Origin of the sequence: Pseudomonas sp. 10(2024) (assembly GCF_045164175.1) — a bacterium.
Taxonomy (GTDB): domain Bacteria; phylum Pseudomonadota; class Gammaproteobacteria; order Pseudomonadales; family Pseudomonadaceae; genus Aquipseudomonas; species Aquipseudomonas alloputida.
Map to the genome: position 1 here is coordinate 2,921,641 of NZ_CP174006.1, position 21,391 is coordinate 2,943,031.

Annotated in this window: 18 protein-coding genes, 1 pseudogene and 1 riboswitch; of the genes and pseudogenes, 9 read left to right on the forward strand and 10 right to left on the reverse strand. The window is 63.3% G+C overall.

The genetic code is table 11. The features are described 5' to 3' along the window. Positions 1-54: 54 nt before the first annotated feature. From ACI7M0_RS13020 to ACI7M0_RS13040, 5 genes are all read right to left on the reverse strand, one after another. On the reverse strand, positions 55-1,422 hold the full coding sequence (locus tag ACI7M0_RS13020) for a DUF1329 domain-containing protein (protein WP_129931736.1): 1,368 nt from the start codon (positions 1,420-1,422) through the stop codon (positions 55-57). A 14-nt stretch (positions 1,423-1,436) separates the two neighbouring features. Continuing rightward, positions 1,437-3,107: a DUF1302 domain-containing protein gene (locus ACI7M0_RS13025; protein WP_064491994.1), complete on the reverse strand. Its 1,671-nt coding sequence runs from the start codon at positions 3,105-3,107 to the stop codon at positions 1,437-1,439. Positions 3,108-3,193: 86 nt separating this feature from the next. After that, positions 3,194-4,318: an FAD-dependent oxidoreductase gene (locus ACI7M0_RS13030; RefSeq protein ID WP_129931735.1), complete on the reverse strand. Its 1,125-nt coding sequence runs from the start codon at positions 4,316-4,318 to the stop codon at positions 3,194-3,196. A gap of 139 nt (positions 4,319-4,457) precedes the next feature. After that, entirely contained in the window at positions 4,458-4,805 is a 348-nt protein-coding gene (locus tag ACI7M0_RS13035) for a Rieske 2Fe-2S domain-containing protein (RefSeq protein ID WP_019438624.1), read from the reverse strand. A gap of 3 nt (positions 4,806-4,808) precedes the next feature. Continuing rightward, positions 4,809-5,750, reverse strand: a complete 942-nt coding sequence (locus ACI7M0_RS13040) for a VOC family protein (protein ID WP_020191686.1) — start codon at positions 5,748-5,750, stop codon at positions 4,809-4,811. Between the two features lie 276 nt (positions 5,751-6,026). Between ACI7M0_RS13040 and ACI7M0_RS13045 the strand changes: the two genes are divergently transcribed. From ACI7M0_RS13045 to ACI7M0_RS13075, 7 genes are all read left to right on the forward strand, one after another. Then, complete coding sequence (locus ACI7M0_RS13045; protein WP_019438626.1) at positions 6,027-6,965, forward strand: LysR family transcriptional regulator; 939 nt, start codon at positions 6,027-6,029, stop codon at positions 6,963-6,965. Positions 6,966-7,146: 181 nt separating this feature from the next. After that, positions 7,147-8,304 (forward strand): S9 family peptidase, encoded by a 1,158-nt coding sequence (locus tag ACI7M0_RS13050; protein WP_020191688.1) that lies wholly within the window; start codon positions 7,147-7,149, stop codon positions 8,302-8,304. Between the two features lie 172 nt (positions 8,305-8,476). After that, the gene (locus tag ACI7M0_RS13055; RefSeq protein ID WP_129931734.1) at positions 8,477-9,820 is read left to right on the forward strand and encodes an amidohydrolase family protein; all 1,344 of its coding nucleotides are present in this window, start codon (positions 8,477-8,479) and stop codon (positions 9,818-9,820) included. 2 nt (positions 9,821-9,822) lie between these two features. Next, complete coding sequence (locus tag ACI7M0_RS13060) at positions 9,823-10,266, forward strand: heme-binding protein (RefSeq protein ID WP_129931733.1); 444 nt, start codon at positions 9,823-9,825, stop codon at positions 10,264-10,266. Between the two features lie 225 nt (positions 10,267-10,491). Next, positions 10,492-11,097: a transcriptional regulator gene (locus ACI7M0_RS13065; RefSeq protein WP_129931732.1), complete on the forward strand. Its 606-nt coding sequence runs from the start codon at positions 10,492-10,494 to the stop codon at positions 11,095-11,097. A 93-nt stretch (positions 11,098-11,190) separates the two neighbouring features. Further along, entirely contained in the window at positions 11,191-12,180 is a 990-nt protein-coding gene (locus tag ACI7M0_RS13070; RefSeq protein WP_129931731.1) for a threonine/serine dehydratase, read from the forward strand. Beyond that, positions 12,177-13,124, forward strand: coding sequence for an ornithine cyclodeaminase family protein (locus tag ACI7M0_RS13075; RefSeq protein WP_129931730.1), 948 nt, complete (start codon positions 12,177-12,179; stop codon positions 13,122-13,124). Before ACI7M0_RS13070 ends, ACI7M0_RS13075 begins: the two co-directional genes overlap by 4 nt. A 13-nt stretch (positions 13,125-13,137) precedes the next feature. Here the strand turns inward: ACI7M0_RS13075 and codA are convergent, their stop codons facing one another. The 5 genes from codA to ACI7M0_RS13100 form a co-directional block, all read right to left on the reverse strand. Continuing rightward, on the reverse strand, positions 13,138-14,379 hold the full coding sequence (gene codA / locus ACI7M0_RS13080) for a cytosine deaminase (RefSeq protein WP_129931729.1): 1,242 nt from the start codon (positions 14,377-14,379) through the stop codon (positions 13,138-13,140). Between the two features lie 4 nt (positions 14,380-14,383). Continuing rightward, positions 14,384-15,601: a PucR family transcriptional regulator gene (locus tag ACI7M0_RS13085; protein WP_129931728.1), complete on the reverse strand. Its 1,218-nt coding sequence runs from the start codon at positions 15,599-15,601 to the stop codon at positions 14,384-14,386. After that, positions 15,598-16,863, reverse strand: coding sequence for a cytosine permease (codB, locus tag ACI7M0_RS13090; protein ID WP_129931727.1), 1,266 nt, complete (start codon positions 16,861-16,863; stop codon positions 15,598-15,600). The genes ACI7M0_RS13085 and codB overlap by 4 nt, the downstream gene beginning before the upstream one ends. Before the next feature lie 229 nt (positions 16,864-17,092). Beyond that, positions 17,093-17,758, reverse strand: coding sequence for a thiaminase II (gene tenA / locus ACI7M0_RS13095; protein WP_129931726.1), 666 nt, complete (start codon positions 17,756-17,758; stop codon positions 17,093-17,095). Next, entirely contained in the window at positions 17,755-18,402 is a 648-nt protein-coding gene (locus ACI7M0_RS13100) for a TenA family protein (protein WP_129931725.1), read from the reverse strand. The genes tenA and ACI7M0_RS13100 overlap by 4 nt, the downstream gene beginning before the upstream one ends. Before the next feature lie 78 nt (positions 18,403-18,480). Continuing rightward, a riboswitch (TPP riboswitch) is annotated at positions 18,481-18,595 on the reverse strand. A 41-nt stretch (positions 18,596-18,636) separates the two neighbouring features. Here ACI7M0_RS13100 and ACI7M0_RS13105 point away from each other — a divergent pair. Both ACI7M0_RS13105 and ACI7M0_RS13110 read left to right on the forward strand, forming a co-directional pair. Next, positions 18,637-18,978, forward strand: a pseudogene (locus ACI7M0_RS13105) (c-type cytochrome); the annotation flags it as partial. An 81-nt stretch (positions 18,979-19,059) separates the two neighbouring features. After that, a complete protein-coding gene (locus ACI7M0_RS13110) occupies positions 19,060-21,375 on the forward strand; it encodes a bifunctional diguanylate cyclase/phosphodiesterase (RefSeq protein ID WP_129931724.1) in 2,316 nt (771 codons plus the stop codon). The last annotated feature ends 16 nt before the right edge of the window (positions 21,376-21,391 follow it).

Genomic DNA, 21,391 nt, shown 5'->3' on the forward strand with positions numbered 1-21,391 from the left:
CGCACGCAACCTTTTGTTCTTAGAGTCGGTACAGCACCTGCGCAGCGCGCCTGCTCAGCGCACACCCTCGCCGGCCATGGCGTCGGCGGTGAACACCGAGTCCTTGTAGGGCGGCACGATGCGGTACTGTTCGTTCTTGCCTGCGAACAGGTCACCGGCGAACCAGGCACCGGAGAGCAGGTCGTAGAAGCCGTTGGTCAAGGTCACCACGCCCGGCAGGTCAGGCAGCACCACCGGCGAGGTCCAGACCACCTTGGCCAACTGGTTGCGGGCGTCATAGCGCTCGCCCAGCACGGCAGCCCAGGTGTCTTCGTCGAGGTAGTAGGTGCTACGCGGCATCACATGGCGCTGGCCATTCTTCAGCGTCGCTTCCACCACCCACACACGGTGCAGCTCCCAGCGGATGGAGTCGGGGTTCAGGTGATGAGGGGCCAGCAGCGCCTCGGCGTTGCTGGCGGTGAACACCTTGTTGGCGTTGTAGGGGATGTACATCTCCTTCTTGCCCACCAGCTTCCAGTCGAAGCGGTCGAGACGACCGTTGAACACGTACAGCTCATCGAAGCTCATGACGCCGGCGGTGGCCGGGGTCGGCGTGTCGCAGCAGGCGTTGGGCAGGCGACGCACACGGCGCTGACCAGGCAGGTAGGTCCAGACCGCAGCTTTGTCGGCGTTGAGGTTCTCAAGGCCGGTAATGGCCTCCCCGGCACGCAGGGGCGGGCCGTCGTTGGTCATGCGGATGGACCAGAACACACCCTTGTCGCCACTGCCACCGGGCAGGTACCAGGGCATCTGCAAATCGGCCCGCGAGTCATTGGTGAGCACGTGCTTGCCGTCGGCAGTGGTCAGGTACTGGTTGAAGCTGGCATGCCAGGACGCACCACGCCAACGCAGCAGGTGGTTCCACATGGCTTCCACGCCATTGGCCGGGATCGGGAACGGGATGCCGCCGGATGCGCCTTCGGGCATGGGGCCGGCGGAGCCGTCCACCAGCTTGCCGCTGGTGGCGTTGGCGAGGGTAGCGTCGTACACCGACTGCGGAGCGGCAGCGCTGCGGCGCGTCGGGTAGACGTCGAGACGATAGCTGTCCGGGTACTTCTTCAGCATCGCCTGGATGCCCGGCGTCAGCTTGTCGGCATACTGCGCCATGTTCTGCGCGGTGATGCTCAACAGCCGCTTGTCGCTGGCGAACGGATCGCCACGCTTGCCGCCTTCCTTGTAGGCCGGGTCGGCCTGGATGTAGCCACCGGTCCAGGCAGGAATGCTGCCATCCGCGTTGCCGGCCCGCTCGCCACCGAGCGGGGTCAGGCTGGTCTTGAGCATGGCCGCCTGCTCGGCGGGCACTGCGGCAACGGCGCCGTGGGCCAATAGCAGCGAGGCACTCAGGGCAGTGAGCAGGGAAACGACTTTATTATTTTGTTTCATCGGGTGGTCCTCGGTCAGAAGGTGCGGCTGACAGTGAAGGCGATGAAGTCGCGGTCTTTGAGCGACTGTTCGAAGGTGTAGTGGTTATCGGCGTCGAGGAAGGTGTTCTCCGGGCCGTAGTAGTGCGTGTAGGTCAGGCCCAAACTCCAGGTGTTGAGGTAGTTGCCTTTCAGGCCGATGTTCAGGTCACCGCCATGATCGGTGCCAAAACCGGTGCCCAGCGCCATCGACGCGCCGTTGGTGTAGCTCGCGCCGATCGGCACCGACAGGTCGAGCCCCGGTAAGATCTGCCGGTACATCGGTTCGAACACCAGGCGCAGGCTGGTGGCGTCACGGTCGGCGTTAGGGTCAACGGCATCAGCGTTCTTGCTCACGCTCATCACCCGGTTCCAGGCGATTTCGCCGAGGAAGCTCGACTCGGCAGCGATGAAGTTCGGCTCCAGGCTGGCAAGCCAGGAGACGTTGGCGTGCAGCGTGCGGCCGGTGGCGTAAACCGGGTTATCGTCATTGTCGATCGCCTCGCCCACGGCCAACGCATGCTGGTTGGTCGAGGCCAACGGCTGGTTCCAGCGCGTTGACAACTCACCGGCGAGGTTGAAGTTGCCAACGGTGGTGGAGAAGCTCGCACCGAACGCCTCGATACCCTCGGGATACACCCAGTAGAACTCGCCGGCCTTGCCGCTGACCGGGTCGAGGTTGGCGAAGTTCGGGCGTACGTTGAGTTGCGGTGACTTGTCGTGGAAACGGATGGCGTATAGGCCCCAGTCGACAGTCTCAGTGCGCCAGCGCACCTGCATGCCGCCCTGCCCTGAGTCCTTGGCTTGCTTGTCGTTGCCGTGGAAGAACGCCAGAGGTTGGCCACCGGGGAACACCGGCGCGCCGACGAACATGCGCTCGGCGCCATCGCCAAAGAAGTCGTCTGTGGAGAAATAGCTACCCGCTGCCGGCAGGCGGTTGGCCTCCCACTCGAACTGGTAGTAGGCCCCCACCGACACATCCGGCGTCAGTTGGAGTTGTCCGGAAATCTGCTGTACCGGACGGATCAGTTCCTTGAACTGCGTGTTGGGTACCGACAGCCCCTTGACCACGTCCACCGGAGCCATGCCGCCAGCAATGCCGTTCATGCCAAAGAACAGGCTCTCGCCCCACTGCATGGCGTATTGACCCAAACGGCCGGACAGCGGCATGTCGCCGATCTCGGTCTTGCCGAAGATAAAGGCGTCGAGCAGCTCGCCCTTGCGTCCATGCAGCTTGCGCGTGTCGTCGGTGAACGCGTCGTAGTCGACCGAATAACTGTTGGCACGGCCAGGGTCGTTGTTGTCAGTCCCTTGGTTGTAGACATCGTCGTACCAGGCCGCGCCGCTGACCCGTGCGCCGACGTTGTTGTAAGTAATGTCCAGTTCCGACAGCAGGTCGAGGCGGTTGGAGATCAGGCCTTTGTCGAAGTTGCGGTCACCGTCGTCCAGGTTCAGCGCGGTCTGCCCTTCGGTGAGCTTGCTGCTCGCGTCCTGTGTACGCCAGGCGGCGCTGTATTTCAGCGTATTGTCCCAGCGCACCCGCAGGTCGGGGTTGCCGGTATCGAATTCGAAGGCCTGAGCCTGGCTTGCGGCCAGCGCGACAAGCGCCAGGCTGAGGGGCTTGAGCGCCGGTAACGGCCGTGTGAATGCACCTTTGCGAGTCAACATCGGGGTTTCCTCTTTCTTTTTATTGTGCGTCGGTGTTGGCATAGGGCCGGCGCGCCGACAAGGCAGGGCGTGCCGGGTACGGGGAGTCAGATCGGCTGCGCGGTGACCTCCAGCATGCGCTTGACCAGGCCGATGCGGTCGAAGGAAGGATCGCGCTGGATCTCCTTCACACCTGCCAGCAGGGACATTTCGCTGATGAACTTGCAGCGCTCGAAACGCCGGCCCATGAACCGCTGCAATTGCGCGTCGAGGCTGCCACCCGCGGTGAGTTCTTCGGCGAGCACCACGGCGTCCTCAATGGCCATGCCTGCCCCCTGCCCCAGGTGTGGTGTGGTGGCATGGGCGGCATCCCCGATCAGCAGCACTCGACCGCAGTACCAGGGTTCGTCGACAAACACCGCTTCAAGCGGCTTGTAAACGACCCCGGCGTTGTCGACGATCTGCTCGCGCAATTCGCCGATCAGCCCGCCGAAACCGGCCAGGCGCTGGCGAAGGCCATCAGCCAAAGCGGCCGGTTCCATCCAGGGGTTGCCCGGCTCGTGGGAGGTGGTGAAGAGGTACATCAGGTCATCGGCCAGCGGCACCAGACCCGCGTTGCCAGAGGGCCCTTGGTAGTTGGCAAGGTGGTCGATACCTGCCGCACGCGGGAAGTTGTAGCGCCACACCGACTGCCCGGTGAAACGCGGCTGATAACGATCACCGAACAGCACGCTGCGCACTTTCGAGAACAACCCGTCGGCGCCGACCATCAGACCGTAGCGCCCCTGGCTGCCATCGGTGAACAGCACGTCCACTGCGCTGTCGTCTTGCTCGAAGCTTTCCACCGAGGTGCCCAGGCGCACCTGGGTGCCCAGTTCGATAGCAGTTTCGCTCAACACCTTATGTAGGGCGCGGCGCGAGATACCCACATTGGCCGGATACTGCGGACCGGTCAGGCGCTGGCCAGGGATGCGCGCCAGTTGCTGCCCTTCGGTGGTATAGATGGCCACGTCCTCGAAGGCGTAGGCGGCATCAAGGTAGGCTTCGAGCAGGCCCAGCCGGTGCATCTCGCGCACCACATTGCTCTGTTGAATGATGCCAACGCCGTAGACGGTCCACTCGGTTTTCAGCTCGACCAGATCGACGGCGATGCCCTTGCGGCGCAAGGCGATGGCGGCACACAGCCCGCCAATTCCGCCGCCCACGATCAACACGTTGTTCACAGTATTCATGGCATGTCTCACGTTTTGTTCTTGTTGTGCGCCCCGTCATGCGGGGCGGCCGTTTCCTGTGCCTATGCACAGCTTCCCGCCTGCGCCGGTCCATGACCAATCGCGTCGCGGGATGCGACCTATCGCGCGGCGCGATAGGTCAGCGATCGAGCTGCTCCAGCGGCAATAGCAGCCAGCCGTCCGCTTCCTTGTGATCGAGTGCCTCCAAGGCTTCGCCTCGGCAGGGGCCGTGAACGCAAGTGCCGTCTTCGGGCGTGAAGCGCGCACCGTGGGCGTAGCAGACGATCCACTGGCCATCGGCGCTCAAAAAGCGGTTCTTGCGGTACTCCATGGGCACCATCAAATGGGGGCACAGGTTGCGGTAGACGCGTACCTGGCCCAGGTACCGAAGGGCGAACAGGCTGTCCGCGCCCCTGCCCTGTGGGTCGAAACCGCGCGCTTGACCCTCGCCCAGCTCATCGAGCCGGCACAGCTCCACCCACGCCATGGTTCACCCCTGCTTCGCAGGTGGGCCGCTGGGTGCCCATTTCTCCCGCGAGGCGAACAGGAACAGCTGCGAGTTGTCGGCCGACATCGGCGCCTGACGCGCCGCCCATGCGTCATCGTGCTTGTCCATGTCGGCGTCGTACTCGATGTGGCAGCCCAGCGGGCTGTTGAAGTACCAGAACCAGTTGGAACCCAGCAGGTGTCGGCCCGGGCCCCAGAAGCTGGTCCAGCCCTGCTGCTGGAAACGCGTACCGGCCAGCAGGACCTCGGTGCCGCTGCCCATATGGAAGGTGAAGTGCTCGCAACCCTGCATGTGCGGTGGGGTCTGGATCATGAACAGGCAGTGGTGATCGTCCATGGCGGCGGTGCGCATGAACGGGCCGACGCCGATGAAGCTGTCAGTGGTGACGAAGCCCAGGCGATCGCGGTAGAACGCTTCGCCCTTGGCCGCATCGGGTACGAAGTACACCACGTGGGACAAGGTGCGCGGCAATGCCGGCATGTCCGGCGCAATGCCCAGCTGGTTGATCGGGCGCTGCGGTGCGCTACCGGGGGCGTTGGTAAGGTCGGCCGGCGCGTCGAAGGGGCGACGGCAGGTCACCTGGAAGGCAATGGCAAAGCCCAGGTCGTCGAAGGTGTGCAACGCGCCGCTGGCGTCGCGCCGCACTTCGCGATCACGGCCCAGCTCGTCGGCGATGGCCGCCAGATCGGTGCTCGACGCGACGCCGTAAACGGTCTCGCGCAGCGATGGGGTCGGCCCGAGCGCCGCCGGCAGGCCAGGGTCGTCGCCGCGGCGGATAATGATCGAGGTGCCGTCCAGCGCCTCGAAACGGCCACCGTCGCCGTCCAGTTGAACGGCATCGAGGCCATAGTCACGCAGGCAATCGGCACAGGCCTGGATATCGTCGACGCCAAACACCAGCGCGTCGAGACCAAGAATATTCATGGCTACCACTCCATTGAAATTGTTATTCGGCGAGGCAGGTCACCGGTAGTGGGTCGCGGCGGCACATCGGCCGTACGACTGGCGTGCAGGTTGCTCGGTGGCGGGGTGGCGTGACCAATCGCGAGTCAGAATGCGAGGCATCGGCAATCGCGATACCTGGGCCACAGCCCATGTGCTGTGGCGTTGGCTCGGTATCGTGGCTTGAAGGTCTTGACGTATCGGCAATGCAGCGGGAAGGTATCGCGAAAATAACTACAAGAACCGAGAGCTATCACCATGCGCTTTCACCACCTGGACTTGAACCTGCTGGTTGCCCTGGACATCCTGCTCGAGGAGCAAAACATCACACGCGCCGCCGAGCGCCTGCACATGACTCAATCGGCCACCAGTGGCGTGCTGGGGCGTTTGCGAACGTTTTTCGAGGATGAGTTGCTGGTGCAGGTCGGCCGCAAGATGCAGCCCACTCCCTATGCTCTGGAACTGGCCAAGCCGGTACGCGAGGTGCTGCTGACCATTCGCGCCTCGATAACGGCCAAGCCGGTGTTCGATCCGGCCGCCAGCAAGCGACACTTCCGCCTGGTAGCCTCGGACTACCTGATCAGTGTGGTATTCGCTCAGGTCATCCAGAAAATCCATCAGGAGGCGCCGCACATTACCTTCGAGATGATCGGCCCAGGCGACAGTAGCGCCGAATTGCTGATGCGCGGCGAGGTCGACATGATGATCGTGCCCGAGCGCTATCTCATCGAGGGCCATCCGGCGCAGCTGCTGTTCGAGGAAGATCATGTCTGCGTGGTGTGGCGCGACAACCCCGAGGTGGGCGAGCATCTGACACTTGAGCAGTACATGCAGATGGGCCACATTTCGGTGGGCTTTGGCCGCAACCGCCACTTGAGCATCGAGGACTGGTTCATGAACCAGTACGGCTTCAATCGGCGGCTGGAAGTCATCACCAACGACTTCAACACCCTGCCCCAGTTGTTGGTGGGCACCGTGCGGGTCGCTACCATGCACCGCCGACTGGCCGAACTCTATGCCGGCTACCTGCCGCTGCGCCTGTTGCCACCGCCAGTGAAGATCCCGGTTATGCGTGAATTCATGCTGTGGCACCGCAGCATGGACGGCGACCCCATGCACAGATGGCTTCGCGAGCGCATCAGCGATGTCATTCAGTGCGCCAGCACGCAGCCAGATGCTCTGCGCGCCACCGCCTGAGCTGTGGCCATCGCCCCAGACACCGCGACGGTGCTGGGGCATCGCGTTTCGCGATACCTCGCATCCCTGATCACGATTGGCCCCACCCTGCCCTGCCTGCGTACCTTGCCTTCAAACCGCGCCCTGCCTGCCTGTCGCTCAAGTGGGCGCCGGACTCCACGACCGCAGAAGGACAACAAGAATGTTCCGTTACTTCCCCACCAATTACGTCTGGAACCTCTCGGTGGACCTGGCCATTGAAATGGGTGCCCGCATGGGTGAAATCGAGGAAATGTGCGCACCGCTGCAGGAAGCCGCCAAACAACCCGACGCCGCCGGCACCCAGGCCTTCCGGGAAATATGGTCAACCATGGCCGACAAGCTGTGCGGCTTGGCCGAAGAGGACGAAACCGCCGGCCGACGCTTGTCCGCCGGCGAAAAATACAACCGCGCGGCCACCTATTACCTCACCTGCGAACGCTTGCAGGCCCACGGCGCGCCGGGTCGTGCGGCCTTGTATCAGCGCTTCCTCGACACCTTCGCCCGCGGCATCGACTTGGCCAAGGAGAACTGTGAGCGCGTAGAGATCCCGTATGAAGGCAAGCACCTCTCGGGACTGCTGGTGCGCGCAGAAGGCGTGAGTGGCCCGGCACCGCTGCTGGTGCAAGTCAACGGGCTGGATTCGACCAAGGAAATGAAATACCGCGTAGGCCTGCCTGCCTGGCTGGCCAGGCGAGGCGTGTCGTCGCTGATTGTCGACCAGCCCGGCACCGGCGAAGCGCTTCGCCTCCACGGCATGACGGCACGCCATGACAGCGAACACTGGGCCAGCCGCATAGTGGACTGGCTGGAAACCCGCGCTGATGTCGATGCCAGGCGCATCGGCCTGGAAGGCGTTTCCCTGGGCGGCTACTACTGTCCGCGCGCAGTGGCGTTCGAACCGCGCTTTGCTTGCGGCGTGGTGTGGGGCGCCAACCACGACTGGCGCGACGTGCAGAAGCGTCGCCTGGAGAAGGAAGGCAACTTCCCGGTGCCACACTACTGGGCGCACGTGCAATGGGTCTGGGGGGCGAAGGACCTGGACGACTTCATGCGCATCGCCGAAAACGTACACCTCGACGGTGTACTCGACCGCATCCACGTACCTTTCCTGGTCACCCACGGCGAGAAAGACTCGCAGATCCCGCTCAAATGGGCACACCGCACCTACGAGCAACTGGTCAACAGCCCGAAACGCGAACTGAAGATTTTCACTGACCGTGAAGGCGGCGTGCAGCACTCGAGCTTCGACAACAGCATCAATGCCGGGCACTACATCGCCGACTGGATCGCCGAAACCCTTGGCGGCCACACGGCCTGATCGGCGCTGCCGGCCCTGGCTTGGGCGGCGCCGCTTGGCGCCGTTCTCGTTTCTGCGCCAGAGAGCGCCAGGTATCGATGCCATCGATACCTGGCCATCAATAGCATCTGTTGGTGCCGGGCAGTCGCCACAGCCTAGCCTTGCACCACCCCCAAGATGAGAGAGCTCACCAATGAGTGCCCTGCACCTGCACTGCTCAACCCTGTTCGACGGCACTGGCCTGCACACCCGCCAACGACAGACATTGATCATCGAAGGCGGCGTGATCCGCCATGTCGGGCCATCCGCCGAGGCACCCCGTCCGCAACCCGGCGACCGTGAAGCCCACGGCCAGTTCGTCATGCCCGGGCTGGTGGACGTGCACACCCACCTGGCGTTTGGCAATGCCCAGAGCGAGGAAGACATCGACATCTGGACCAGCGACGAGTTTCGCGCCCTGCGGGGGCTGTTCTTCGCTCAGCACGTTCTGGCTGCCGGCGTGACGTCCATGGTCTGCCCTGGCGACAGTGGCCAACTCAGCATTGCCGTGCGCAATACGGTCAACGCCGGACTGTTCGAAGGCCCCCGTATCGCTGCAAGCAGCCGAGTGATCACCAATCGACAGAGCCTGAACGACTGGTTCCCAAGCCGCGTCGGCGCCCCGGAGTACTTCACCGCCGCGCTGGTCACCAGCCGTGACGATGCCATTGCCCAGATCCGCAAGCAGGCCAAGGACGGCGTGGACCTGATCAAGATCGCCATGGACGGCACCCACCGTCGCCCCAACGGCGAAATCATCGCCGCTTTCACCGCCGACGAGACCCGTGAGATGGTCTACGAAGCTCATCGCCTCGGCTGCCGGGTGGCTACCCACGCCTATGGCCGAGAAGCGGTGATGTACGCGGCCAAGGCTGGCGTCGACCTGGTGTTCCACGCCTTCTACATGGATGACGCCTGCATCGAAGCGCTGCTTGAGGCTGGCAGCGTGCTCGCTCCGACCATGACCTTCCCGCAGAACACCGTGGACTTCTGCCAGCCCCATGACCCCGCGATCAGCACCGGCTACGCCGCCTACTGCGCCCGGACCCTCGAGCTCGGCGCGCCGGTACTCAAGCGTGCCAAGGCCGCCGGCGTACCCTTCGCCTGCGGCAGCGACAGCGGCTTTGCTGTCACACCCTATGGCGAATGGCACGCTCGCGAACTGGAGCTGCTGGTACGGCACCTGGACTTCACCCCGGCCGAAGCGTTATTCGCCGCAACCCATGTCGGCGCACGCTTGATGCCGCGCAGCGAGACGCTCGGCACCCTGGAACCGGGCAAACAGGCCGATCTGCTGGTGCTCGACGGTTCGCCTCTGGACGACATCCGCATCCTTCAAGACCGCGATCGGCTGCAGGCGGTGTACAAGGCCGGCGAGCCGGTACGGCTGCAACGCACCGCCTACAACCCCAAGCAGGTGTCGGACTTCAATTCGCTGAAATGGACCGACCTCTACACCCGCGACCGCGTGTCCGAACTCGGCAAATGGAGGCTGTGAGCATGACAACGCTCAACTTCGAACTGGCAGTGCAACTGGCCGTCGCGACCCTGCACCAGGCACGCGCTTTGAACCTGAAGCCTATGGCCGCAGCGGTGCTCGACAGCGCCGGCCACCCGTTGGCGGTGCTGCGCGATGAGCAGGCCAGCTACCTGCGCCCGCAGATCGCCACCGGCAAGGCCCGCGGCTGCCTGGGCCTGGGCTTCGGCGGCCGCGAACTGGCGCGCCGCGCCCAGACCATGCCGGCGTTCTTCGATGCCATCAACAGCCTCACCGGTGGCGAGGTGATTCCGGTCGCCGGCGGCCTTCTTCTGCGCGATGCAGAAGGCCGCTTGCTGGGCGCGATCGGCGTCAGTGGCGATACCTCGGACAACGATGAGCGGTGCGCGCTGCTGGCCATCGAAGCGCTCGGGCTGATCGGCGACAGCGGCGATCTTCAGCCCTGAGCCAACGCCTTGGCCTGTTCCACCAGCAATTGGCGGAGCCAGGCCAAGGCGAGGTCGCCCCATGCTGCGGATGCCACTGGAGGACCTGGGATGCTGCTGACGCAGTAATGGCCGAGGCGAGCGGCTCGCAGCCAGGCCTTGATCCCGACCCGGTAAAGATCCGTCTTGTGCCCAGTATTCTCCAGGGCCACCATAGGCATTCTTCAACAGACCATTGGCTAATGCATGACACTGGAAAATTACCAGGCAATCGCTGAAAGCATTGCCCTGCTGCTGTACCCCCACGCGGAAGTCGTCATTCATGAGATACGCAGCCAGACAATCGTTCATATCGCCAATAATTTCTCACATCGCAAGCTCGGCGATGACTCGGCACTCGGTCCAGAACTGGGGGACCTTTTGAAGGGTTCCAACCTTGGTCCCTACGAGAAGCTCAACTGGAACGGTCAGAAGGTCCGCTCGATCAGTGCTGTGCTGCACAATCCGCAAGGCGAAGCCGAGTATCTGATGTGCATCAATCTGAACGTGTCGGTGCTGGAACAGGCGCGTGTGGCATTGGATGCGTTCTTCCAGATGAGTCGGCTGGAGCCGCAACCGGATGCGTTGTTCCGCAACGATTGGCAAGAGCGCATCAACACCTTCCTGCAAGCGTGGCTGCAAGCGCATAACCTGTCGCTGCAGACCTTGAAGATGAAAGACAAACGCAACCTTGTCCTGGCCTTGCATGCCGAGGGTGCATTCGAGGGGCGCAGCGGCGCCGATTACGTTGCCAACGTCCTCAGCATGGGGCGGGCCACCGTGTACAAATACCTGAAGGAAGTCAGGGCCTAGGTGGTATTGCCTGGCTGTAGGCACACGCTCTTGCTATTGGTGGAATATAATTCTATCGTGGACAAATTATCCACATACCTGCAAGGACCCGTCATGCCAGCCACCCCGTCCGTTGATGCCCAGTTCCTTGATACATTGCACCAAAACATTCAGGACGCCCACGCGGCGCTCCGCCCGGCCGTCAGCATTACCCCGCTCTTGCACAGCCCTCGTTTGTCGGCACTGACCGGCTGTGAAGTGCTGCTCAAATGCGAACACCTGCAGCACACCGGTTCATTCAAGTTTCGCGGTGCCAGCAACAAGATGCGCCTGTTGCCGGCCGAGGCGCGCAAGCAGGGGGTGATAGCCGCCTCTTCCGGTAACCATGGGCAGGCCCTGGCCCTGGCCGGCAAGATGGCTGGCGTGCCAGTGAAGGTCTACACCACCACGGGCGCATCGGCATACAAAACAGAGGCAATGCGCGCGCTGGGCGCCGAAGTGGTCTGCCTGCCCACCGACCCGCTGAGTGCAGAGCTGGAAGCAGCCAGGCAAGCCAAGGCCCAGGGCGTACCTTTCGTGTCACCTTACAACGACCTGCAAGTCATTGCCGGCCAGGGCACCATAGGCATGGAGTTGTTCGAGCAGGCGCCAGACCTGGACGCGGTGTTCGTCGCCGTGGGCGGTGGCGGGATGATTTCCGGCATCGGCGCCGCCCTGCGCGTACTCAAGCCGGGCACTGAGATCATCGGCTGCTGGCCGGCGAATGACCCAACCCTGCAACAATCACTCAAGGCCGGTGAAATCATCGAATTGGATGCCCGCGAAACGCTGTCGGATGGCACGGCCGGCGGCGTCGAGCCAGGCTCCATCACCTTCCCGCTTTGCCAGGCGCTGCTCACCGATACCGTGCTGGTCAGCGAGGACGAAATCCGCTGCGCCATGCGCGACATCGCCAGCAGTGAGCGCTGGATCATCGAAGGCGCTGCTGCGGTTGCGGTCGCCGGCATGCAGAAGCTCGCCGAACGCTATCAGGGCAAGCGTGTCGCGGTGATCCTGTGTGGCCGTAACATCCTGCTGGAGAAGTTCCTCGAGGCCGTCCAATGAGGGTCTTCAGCAAGGCGCAGATCATCGCTCGCTTCAACCCGGAGCTCGCGGTCAGCCAACTGGAGGAAGGCTTCATCGCCTACTCCGAAGGCAAGGTGCAGGTACCGCCCGTGCAGGGCTTCGCATTCAAGGACGCGAACGGTGACTGTTGCGTGAAGTCGGCCTACATCGAGGGCAACCCGACCTTCACCGTCAAGCTTTCGACAGGCTTCTACGACAACCCGTCCAAGGGCCTGCCTAGCAATGATGGCTTGATGCTTGTGTTGTCTGCACGCACCGGTCAGCCGCTGGCACTGCTGCAGGACCAAGGCTGGCTGACTGCCATGCGCACCGCGTTGGCCGGGCGTATCGCCGCCCGGCTGCTGGCGCCATCCCAGGTCAAGGCCATTGGCATCCTCGGCACCGGCATGCAGGCGCAAATGCAGCTTGAGCAGCTTCGCGCGGTGAACGATTGCCGCCAGGTGATTGTCTGGGGCCGGCATGAACGCGGGCTTGCGGCCTATACCGCATTTGCCCGCGAACTGGGCTTCGGGGTGCACAGCACGCAGGATGCTGCGGAGGTTGCGGGCGCGGCAAACCTGATCGTCTGCACCACGCCTTCTCGCCAGGCGCTGTTGCACAGCGATTGGGTCCAGCCGGGTACGCATATCACCGCCGTCGGTGCCGATGCGCCCGGCAAGCAGGAACTGGACCCGGCATTGGTGGCAAGGGCGGACCGCATCATCGTCGACTCCATCGCCCAGTGCAGCCAGTACGGCGAAGTGGCCCATGCCCTCGGCAGTGGCCGCATCGACGCTAACCAGCTGATCGAGCTGGGTACGCTACTGGCTGGCCGTGCCAAGGGGCGTGAGCACGACGGCCAGATTACCTTGGCGGACCTGACCGGTGTGGCAGTGCAGGATGCACAAGTCGCAAGCCACGCCCTGGCAGCCCTGTGCACCTGAGGCTACAACAGCGTCAGCGCAAACGTTGCACCTGTGCTGGCGTGCGCTGCATCAGCACCTTGCCATTGCGTATCGACACCAACGCGTGCCCCTGGCTGCGCACCATCTCGTAATCATCCGGCGCCGACAGCAGCAACAGGTTCGCCGGCCGCCCCACCTCGATGCCATAGCGCTCGCCCAGGTTAAGGGTGCGGGCGCTGTTGTCGGTAATCAGGTCCAGGCAGCGCTGCAGGTCTTCATACCCAAGCATGTGGCAGATGTGCAGGCCGGCTTCGAGAATGCGCAGGATATTGCCATTGCCCAGTGGGTACCACGGGTCGACGATGGAGTCCTGGCCGAAGCACACGTTCATGCCGGCGCGGTCGATCTCGGCCACGCGGGTCACGCCACGACGTTTCGGGTAGTTGTCGAAGCGCCCTTGCAGGTGAATGCTCTCGGTCGGGCATGACACGAAGTTGATGCCCGACAGCTTGAGCAGGCGGAACAGCTTGTAGCAATACGCATTGTCATACGAGCCCATGGCCACGGTGTGGCTGGCCGTGACCCGGGGCCCCATGCCGCGTACCCGTGCTTCTTCGGCCAACACTTCGAGGAAGCGCGATTGCGGGTCGTCGGTCTCGTCGCAGTGCACGTCCACCAGGCAGCCGGTACGGTCGGCCAGGTCCATCAGGAACTTCACCGACGATACCCCCTGGTCGCGGGTATTTTCGAAATGCGGAATGCCGCCGACGACGTCGGCGCCAATTGCCACGGCTTCAGTCATCAGCGCCCGGCCGTTGGCGTACGACTCGATGCCCTCCTGCGGAAAGGCGACAATCTGCAGGTCGATCAGCTCACGCACTTCGTCGCGTACCTCGACCATGGCCTTGAGCGCGGTGAGTTTCGGGTCGGTCACATCGACATGGGTACGCACATGCTGGATACCGTGGTCCACCAGCATGTCGATGGTTTTTTTCGCACGGGTCTTGATGTCGTCGTGAGTGGTGATTTCCTTGCGCTCCGACCAGCGCTCAATGCCTTCGAACAACGTGCCGCTCATGTTCCACTTCGGCTCACCCGCGGTCAGCGTGGCATCAAGATGAATGTGCGGCTCGACAAAGGGCGCGACCACCAGGTTTTGCCCGGCGTCCAGGTCATTGGCCGTAGCGGAAGCCACGACGTCGGTCTGGGGCACGATGGCGGCAATGCGCTCGCCGTTCAGTTCGACGCGGAACAGGCCAGGCTTGCCGCGCAGGCGTGCGTTGATGATGTTCATGCTGTTACTCCTTGCCGTGGGCTTCGCTCATGCGCCATACCAGCATGGCGACCGAAGCATTCATGCGAAAAAGCGGGTCGTCCAGCGACTGCCCGCTCAGTTGTTCGATGCGCTGGATGCGCTGATTGATCGTGTTGCGGTGCAGCCCCAGACGCTGTGCGGCCTTGAGCCCGTTGCCATTTTCCATGAGCAAGGCGTCGAGGGTATGCACCAAAGCATGGGCGTGTTTGCGCCCAGGGGCGATCAGCGGGCCGAGGGTGCGGCTGACGAAATCATCGACCAGCGAGCGGTCGACAATACCTTGCAGCAGGCGCAATACGCCGAGCTCGCTGAAGTTGCAATAGCCGTTGGCCGGGCGCAGATGCTGCGCCACATCCAGCGCCTGGCGTGCCTCGTTGAGGGCCTGGCGATAGTGCGCGCAATCGTCAGCGAGGCTCGACAGGCCCATGTAGAGGCCCAGTTCACCTGTCGCGGCTTGCAGCTGCCGGTACAGCGCACCCAACGTCTCGGGTAAGTCGCGTGTATCGGCCAGCAGCACCACGAACAGATCGCCCGGCAACTGCGCCGTCACACTGCCTGGCCGCTGGCGGCACCAGGCTTCGAGCTGGTCTTCCAGGGCCTGGCGGGTGGCTTGCCAGGTACGCTCGCCGTGCGCCAGGCCGTGGCGCTCGAACAAGCCATCCACGCCCGTCAGGCGCAACGCCAGCAGGCGCCGCGGTTTATCCAGCGCCAGTTGCAGGTGTGCTGCCCGTTGCCGGGCAATCGCCAGGCTCGGGTAGTCGCCTGTGAGCAGTTGGCCAAGGATGTCGTTACGCGAGCGGCGTACCTGGCTCATCTGCACCAGTGCAGTGCCGATCAGGTGGGTGACCACCACCATCTTCAGCGCGTAGGGTTGTTCGATCAGTGGCAAGCCCAACTGCTCGGCGCGCGCGACAACGGGCGCCGGGATGCTCTGGATGAAACTGCCGCCGGTGAGAATCACCATGCCGGCAATGCCCACGGCGTCGCCATCCTCCACCAGGCTCAGCAGGTTGGCTTCGCCGCGCGGGTGGTTGATGCCGGTGACGAATACCAGTTCACCGCCCATCACCCATTCGGCGATACCCTCGTTCTCCGCCACGTAAGGCCAGCGTACCCGCCGTTGCAGGTTGCGCGCTCCGGCCCGCACCTGCATTTCGTGCAGACCGGGCAAATGCAGGATCTCGTCCAGCGCCAGGCTCACGGCTCGACGCCCGCCTGGCCCGGCGCGCGGCGGCGTGCGCCCAGCTCCAGAATGACGATGTAGCATACTGCCGAGGCGGCGATGCCCACCAGCGGCGCGACCCACGGTGAGGCATAGGCCAGTACAGCGCCCACGGCATAGGCAAACAGCCCGGTGAGGTTGTAGCGAGGCAGGTTTGCCGTACCCAGTGGCGGGTATTTGCCGCGGTGGCGATACCAGAAGTCAGCCATGATCACCCCACCCACCGGCGGAATGATCGAGCCCAGCAGCACCAGGAACGGGATCAGCATTTCGTACATGCCACCCATCGCCAGCACAATGCCAACCCCGGCCGCCACCAGCGTTGCCGTGCGCCGGCGCTCGCTGCGCAACAAGTGGCAGGCGGCGGCTGACACGTTGTAGATGGTCGGACCCTGAATGGTCCACAGGTTCAGGCACAGCATCACCACGGCCGCGAACGACAGGCCCTGCAGCATCATCACGTCGACGATATCGGCCTGCTGGTAAACCATCGCGCACCACGCCCCGGCCACCACCATCAGGCCGTTGCCAAGGAAGAATGCCACCACACTGGCGATCACCGCTACCCGGCCACTGCGTGCCAGCCGTGTCCAGTTGGTGGCCTGGGTGGCGCCACTGGCGAAGGTGCCGAAGACCATGGTCACTGCCGCCGAAAAAGTCAGGGTTTCATGCGGGACGACTGCAGCCAGGCCGGCAAAGCCACCGGCATCTCGGGTGGCGATGTACATGGACACCAACAGCAGCACGAACATCAATGGCACCGACACCCGCGACAGCAGGTCCAGCCCCTTGAAGCCGATGATGGCCGTAATGCTGAAACCCAGCCCGAACAGCACCATCAACGGCATGCCGAAGCCATCCGCCAGCCCCAGCAGCTTGACCAGCACGATGGCCACCGTGGCCGTACCCCAGGCATACCAGCCCAGTTCGGCAAAACCCAGCAGAAAGTCCGAGAGCCGGCTCCCCGCTTCACCGAAACAGAAGCGCCCCATCAACACGGTATTCAGGCCGCTGCGCGAGGCAATGAAGGCCAACACTGCGGCATACAAGGCCAGCAGGCTGTTGCCGAGGGTAGCCACCCACAGCATGTCGACAAAACTGAATGCCATGCCCAGCTTGCCGCCGGCGAACATCGTGCCGGTAAAGAAGGTGAAGCTGAACAAGACCATCGCGATCGGCAGCAGGCCCTTGCGGGCGGACTGAGGGGCTTCGCTGAGGGGAAATTCGCTGGGTGAGCTCATTGCACGGGGGCTCCGGGTTTGTAGTTGGGAGCAGAAAGAGCAATATGCGGGCCGCTTTTTCCTGCGCCGCCACCCGGAAGAAATCGGGCTGTTCGCCCAGAAATCCATATGCACTGTGCACATTAAAGCTGCGATCTGACGATCTGGAGTGTGCGGGACGACTTATTTTGAGGCGCCCATGCACCAAAGCGGTCCTGGGCTGGGTAGTAATCACCCAGCCCCCGGCGGTTTACACGGTCCCGTCCAACCCCATTTGCCAGAAATCAGCCTCCAGGCTAGAGGCCTGTCCAAAAATCCCTGCCAGTTCGGCGAACCGCTGCTCGGTCATGCTGCGCGCTGCCAGTTCATCCAGGTGCTTGCGCGCTGCTGCGGCCACCCCTTGGTAGCCCTCCCCGGCATACTCGCCAATCCACTCGCGGTAGGGGTGATTGCTCAAGTCGCCAATGCGCTCGGCCAGGGTCCGGCCGATTTCGGCATAGCCGATCACGCAAGGTGCCAGTGCCACATGCAGCTCCAGCAGATCGCCGGCTGCGCCGCAGTCCAGCACGTAACGGGTGTATGCCACCGTGGCCTGATGCTCTGGCGCGGCCTCGATGTCTGCCTGGGTCAAGCCCCAGCGCGCGCACAGGCGCAAGTGCAGCTCGGTTTCATCCAGGATCGCCGACAGCCCGGCCTGCGCTGCACGAATGTCGGCCGGGCGGCGGCTTTTGTAGGCGGCCAGCGCCCAGGCGCGGGCGAACTGGATCAGGAACAGGTAATCCTGCACAAGGTAGGTCCGAAACGCTTCCTCGCTCAGCGTGCCCTCGCCCATCTGACGCACGAAGTCATGGTCTACGTAGCTGTTCCATTGTGGCGTGGCAGCGGCTTTGAGGCGCTCGAAGATATCCATGCTCATTTGCCCTCCGGGTACACTGCATCGAAGAAAGCCAGCTCCAGCGCCACGGTGCGCTGGTAGAAGTCACTTGCCAATGCGGCCTCCTGCGGGCCGACGCGGTCCAGTTCGGCCTGCAGGAAAGCGACGAATGCCTGGAATGCCGGGTTGTCATGCAGGGTAATCCACTCGGCATGGACGAAGTTGTCCGGCATCGGTTTCGGCGCCTTGAGCGCCCAGTCCAGGTACAGGCCTTCGGCAACGTTCAGCACCGCCAGTGCCGCTGCGTAGGAACGGGTGGCTGCCGCTTCGCGCATGATCGCCTTGAAACCTGCGGTAGGCGCGGTATCGGCCGGTTCACTGCGTTGCGCCGGGCTGACACCCAAGGCCTCGAAGGCACGCAGGAAGTAGGTGTTCTCGTCACTGCAGATCATCCCGGCAAAACGGCCGAAGCGCAGGCGGGCTTCAAACGTGTCAGCGGTAGCGATGGCCGCGCCCAGCAGGGTCAGGAAGCTGTCGAGGAAACGGTGATCCTGAACCAGGTAGCTGACCATGATCGGGTCAGGCAGGCTGCCGTCGCACAATCGGGTCACGAAACGGTGGCCAACGGCCGCCGACCAGGTTGGCTCGCTCTGGCGGCGCAGGGACTGGCTGAAACGTTCGGTCATGTTGCTGTCCTTGATGAGGGTGACAGCGAGACCTTGGCAATTGACATGGACTGGCCTCGCAGTGAGGCCGGCAAAAAGGCAGGTTACAAGCCCCATCCCTTCGCCGGCATGATCCGGATCAGGTTCGAAGGGTCACCGCGCTGTAGCGTTCAGCGGTTTCTCAGCCCATTGCCGGGCTCCCCTTGGTAGCGCTCAGGTATACCCGAGGGCGCCGCGCCTGTCACTAGTCCAACTCCCCAAACCCGCTCACCCAGCAGCGGCGAGCAGATATTCCGTACCCGTTGCTCGTCCTGCCATACCGTGGGCAACGCCGAGCCAGGCCAGCCAGGCATCGGCCCCGACCTGCTGGGCGTGACCCGTCAGCGTGACGCCAACTGGCTGGTCCGCTGGCTGAAGGTGCCCGACCAGATGCTGGCCGAAAAAGACCCCTTGGCCATGCTGCTGTTCGAACAATACAACCGCCTGGCCATGCCCAACATGCGCTTGGGCGATGCCGAAGTCAGCGCATTGATAAGCTACCTCGAGGAGGAAACGGCTCGCCTGCAAACGCCCGTGACAAATAGGGGAATCCCCTAAAGGCTATTAGCCACCAGTCATCAGGCTGTCATCTTATTGTCGTATTTTCCGAGCATCACCCAGGGTCGGGAACTATCAGCAGTGATTCGCCGCTCGCTTTCCTCCACCAGCCTTCTGCGACTGCTGATCCTGATGCTCTGTGCAGCGACTCTGGCGTTTCTCTGGGGGCTGCACGTCACCCAGAAAGCCACCGCCCGACAGAATGCACTGTCGGCCAAGGCCATCGAGCACCTGAACCTGGCCAGCATCGTGGGCGAAAACCTGCGACAGCTTGTCGACCGCGCCCAGGCGGTGGGTCGTGTGACCCAGGACGACATGAAAACGCGGCGCCAAGGCAACTTCAGCCTGGCAGCAGACCCAGTGTTCAAGCGGTTGAGCCTGTACGACCGACAAGGCCGGCTGCTAGCGGCCAGCCATACCGATGAGGCCGCCGAGTTGCCGGCAGACTGGTTGCACCAACTGCAGCGGCACATTGACCGCTACGGTTTCAAACCTTTCCTGCCAAGCATTAAGCCTGTCAGCCAAACCGCTGCCCTGCCCACTTGGCGCCTGCCCTTCCTGCTGCCGTTGACCAATTCGACCGGTCGGGAAATCGACAACATTTTGCTGGTGCAACTGGACGTCGGCTACCTGGCGGTGCTGTTCCAGCCTATCGACCTGGGCAACAGTGGCCTGGTGCGTCTGCTGCAGGATGACGGCCTGGAGCGGCTGCGCATCGACAACAGTGGCGTGGTGACTGCCGGCGACCTATTGCAGCCCCCGCTGCCAGCGCTAAACACCGAAGCGGGCATGCTGACCCAGTACGTAGCGGGTGATGCCTACCAAAGCGTGTACCGCCGTGTACCCGAGCAAGGCTTCAGCGTTGTGGTCAGCCAGCGCCAGGCAGAAATCCTCGCACCCTCGACGCTGGCCTATTCCCGGCAGTTCTGGTTGAACCTGAGCATGACCCTGATGATCCTGGCCAGCCTGCTATGGACCTTGCGCCTGCTGCGCAAACGCCAGGAGGCGTTCGACGCGCTGGAACATGCCCAGCAGGTCAATCAGCAACTGATCGTGCGCCTGGAGGACGAACACCGGCGCAGCAGCCACGCCGCCGCCACAGACCACCTCAGCGGCCTGCACAACCGCCGCCAGTTCGTCGAAGTGGCCAGCCAGGTGCTGACTCGGCAACGTGGCAAGCGCCGACTGATGGCGATCCTGTTCATCGACATGGACCGTTTCAAGTCGATCAACGACTCGCTCGGCCACAAGATTGGTGACCTGCTGCTACAGGCTGTGGCCGGGCGTATCCAGCGCCTGCTGGAGCCCGGCGACGAGGCTTCGCGGTTTGGCGGCGACGAGTTCGTGGTGTTGCTGGCCGGTGAGCGCAGCGAGGAGCAGATCAACGCCTGGGTCCACGAACTGGTGCAGAAACTGTCGGCCACCTACGCCCTGGATGGCCAAGAGGTCAACACCAGCCCCAGTGTAGGGGTGAGCATCTGTCCGCGTGATGGCCAGGACATCGACAGCCTGATACGCAGTGCCGATGCGGCCATGTACTCGGCCAAGCAGGCAGGGCGTGCGCAGTATCGCTTTTTCGACCCCTCGCTGAACCTGGCCGATATCCAGGCGTTTACCCTTGAACAGGCGTTCGGCAGTGCCTTGGCCGAGCGCCAGTTCGTGCTGCACTACCAGCCACAAATGCGCCTCGACACCCACCAGGTGCAGGGCTACGAGGCGCTGGTGCGCTGGGACCACCCCGAGTTCGGCCTGCTGTACCCAGACCGCTTCATCGACCTGGCCGAGCGCAGTGGCTTTATAGTCGAGCTGGGTTGGGAAGTACTGCAGCTGGCCTGTGAAGCCTTGTCGAGCTGGGATGCCCAAGGCCGCAAGACACGGCTGGCCGTCAATGTCTCCGCCCTGCAACTGCGTCAAGCCGACTTCGCTGACCGGCTGCTGAGCAAGTTGCAGCATCATGGCATCGCGCCTCAGCAGCTGGAGCTGGAAATTACCGAAACCACCATCCTCGACCCCGAAGGCACGGCGGTGAGACACTTACATACGTTGCGCGGCGCAGGTCTGGGTATCAGTCTGGACGATTTTGGCCGTGGCTACGCCGGCTTTGCCCACCTGCATTCACTGCCCCTGAGCAAGCTGAAGATCGATCGTTCGCTGATCGCGGCGCTGTCCAACAGCCATGACGACAGCCCGATCGTGTCCTCCACCATCATCCTGGCCAAGCGCCTGGGCCTGGAAGTGGTGGCCGAGGGGGTGGAAACCCGTGAACAGGTGGTGTACCTGAAGCTTGCCGGCTGCGATATCGCCCAGGGCTACCACTTCAGCCGGCCACTGTCGCTGCCGCAGCTGTGGGCTTACCCGCCCTTCAACGGTATCGAGGACAAGGCATGCGTGTACTGAGCGCAACGGCAGGCTT

Excerpts from the sequence above, each read along its gene's own strand:
- ACI7M0_RS13020 (WP_129931736.1), bottom strand. The coding sequence starts at position 1,422 with ATGAAACAAAATAATAAAGTCGTTTCCCTGCTCACTGCCCTGAGTGCC.
- ACI7M0_RS13100 (WP_129931725.1), bottom strand. The coding sequence starts at position 18,402 with ATGACCGAACGTTTCAGCCAGTCCCTGCGCCGCCAGAGCGAGCCAACC.
- ACI7M0_RS13025 (WP_064491994.1), bottom strand. The coding sequence starts at position 3,107 with ATGTTGACTCGCAAAGGTGCATTCACACGGCCGTTACCGGCGCTCAAG.
- tenA (WP_129931726.1), bottom strand. The coding sequence starts at position 17,758 with ATGAGCATGGATATCTTCGAGCGCCTCAAAGCCGCTGCCACGCCACAA.
- ACI7M0_RS13050 (WP_020191688.1), top strand. The coding sequence starts at position 7,147 with ATGTTCCGTTACTTCCCCACCAATTACGTCTGGAACCTCTCGGTGGAC.
- codA (WP_129931729.1), bottom strand. The coding sequence starts at position 14,379 with ATGAACATCATCAACGCACGCCTGCGCGGCAAGCCTGGCCTGTTCCGC.
- ACI7M0_RS13070 (WP_129931731.1), top strand. The coding sequence starts at position 11,191 with ATGCCAGCCACCCCGTCCGTTGATGCCCAGTTCCTTGATACATTGCAC.
- ACI7M0_RS13055 (WP_129931734.1), top strand. The coding sequence starts at position 8,477 with ATGAGTGCCCTGCACCTGCACTGCTCAACCCTGTTCGACGGCACTGGC.
- ACI7M0_RS13060 (WP_129931733.1), top strand. The coding sequence starts at position 9,823 with ATGACAACGCTCAACTTCGAACTGGCAGTGCAACTGGCCGTCGCGACC.
- ACI7M0_RS13045 (WP_019438626.1), top strand. The coding sequence starts at position 6,027 with ATGCGCTTTCACCACCTGGACTTGAACCTGCTGGTTGCCCTGGACATC.
- ACI7M0_RS13065 (WP_129931732.1), top strand. The coding sequence starts at position 10,492 with ATGACACTGGAAAATTACCAGGCAATCGCTGAAAGCATTGCCCTGCTG.
- ACI7M0_RS13035 (WP_019438624.1), bottom strand. The coding sequence starts at position 4,805 with ATGGCGTGGGTGGAGCTGTGCCGGCTCGATGAGCTGGGCGAGGGTCAA.
- codB (WP_129931727.1), bottom strand. The coding sequence starts at position 16,863 with ATGAGCTCACCCAGCGAATTTCCCCTCAGCGAAGCCCCTCAGTCCGCC.
- ACI7M0_RS13030 (WP_129931735.1), bottom strand. The coding sequence starts at position 4,318 with ATGAATACTGTGAACAACGTGTTGATCGTGGGCGGCGGAATTGGCGGG.
- ACI7M0_RS13040 (WP_020191686.1), bottom strand. The coding sequence starts at position 5,750 with ATGAATATTCTTGGTCTCGACGCGCTGGTGTTTGGCGTCGACGATATC.
- ACI7M0_RS13075 (WP_129931730.1), top strand. The coding sequence starts at position 12,177 with ATGAGGGTCTTCAGCAAGGCGCAGATCATCGCTCGCTTCAACCCGGAG.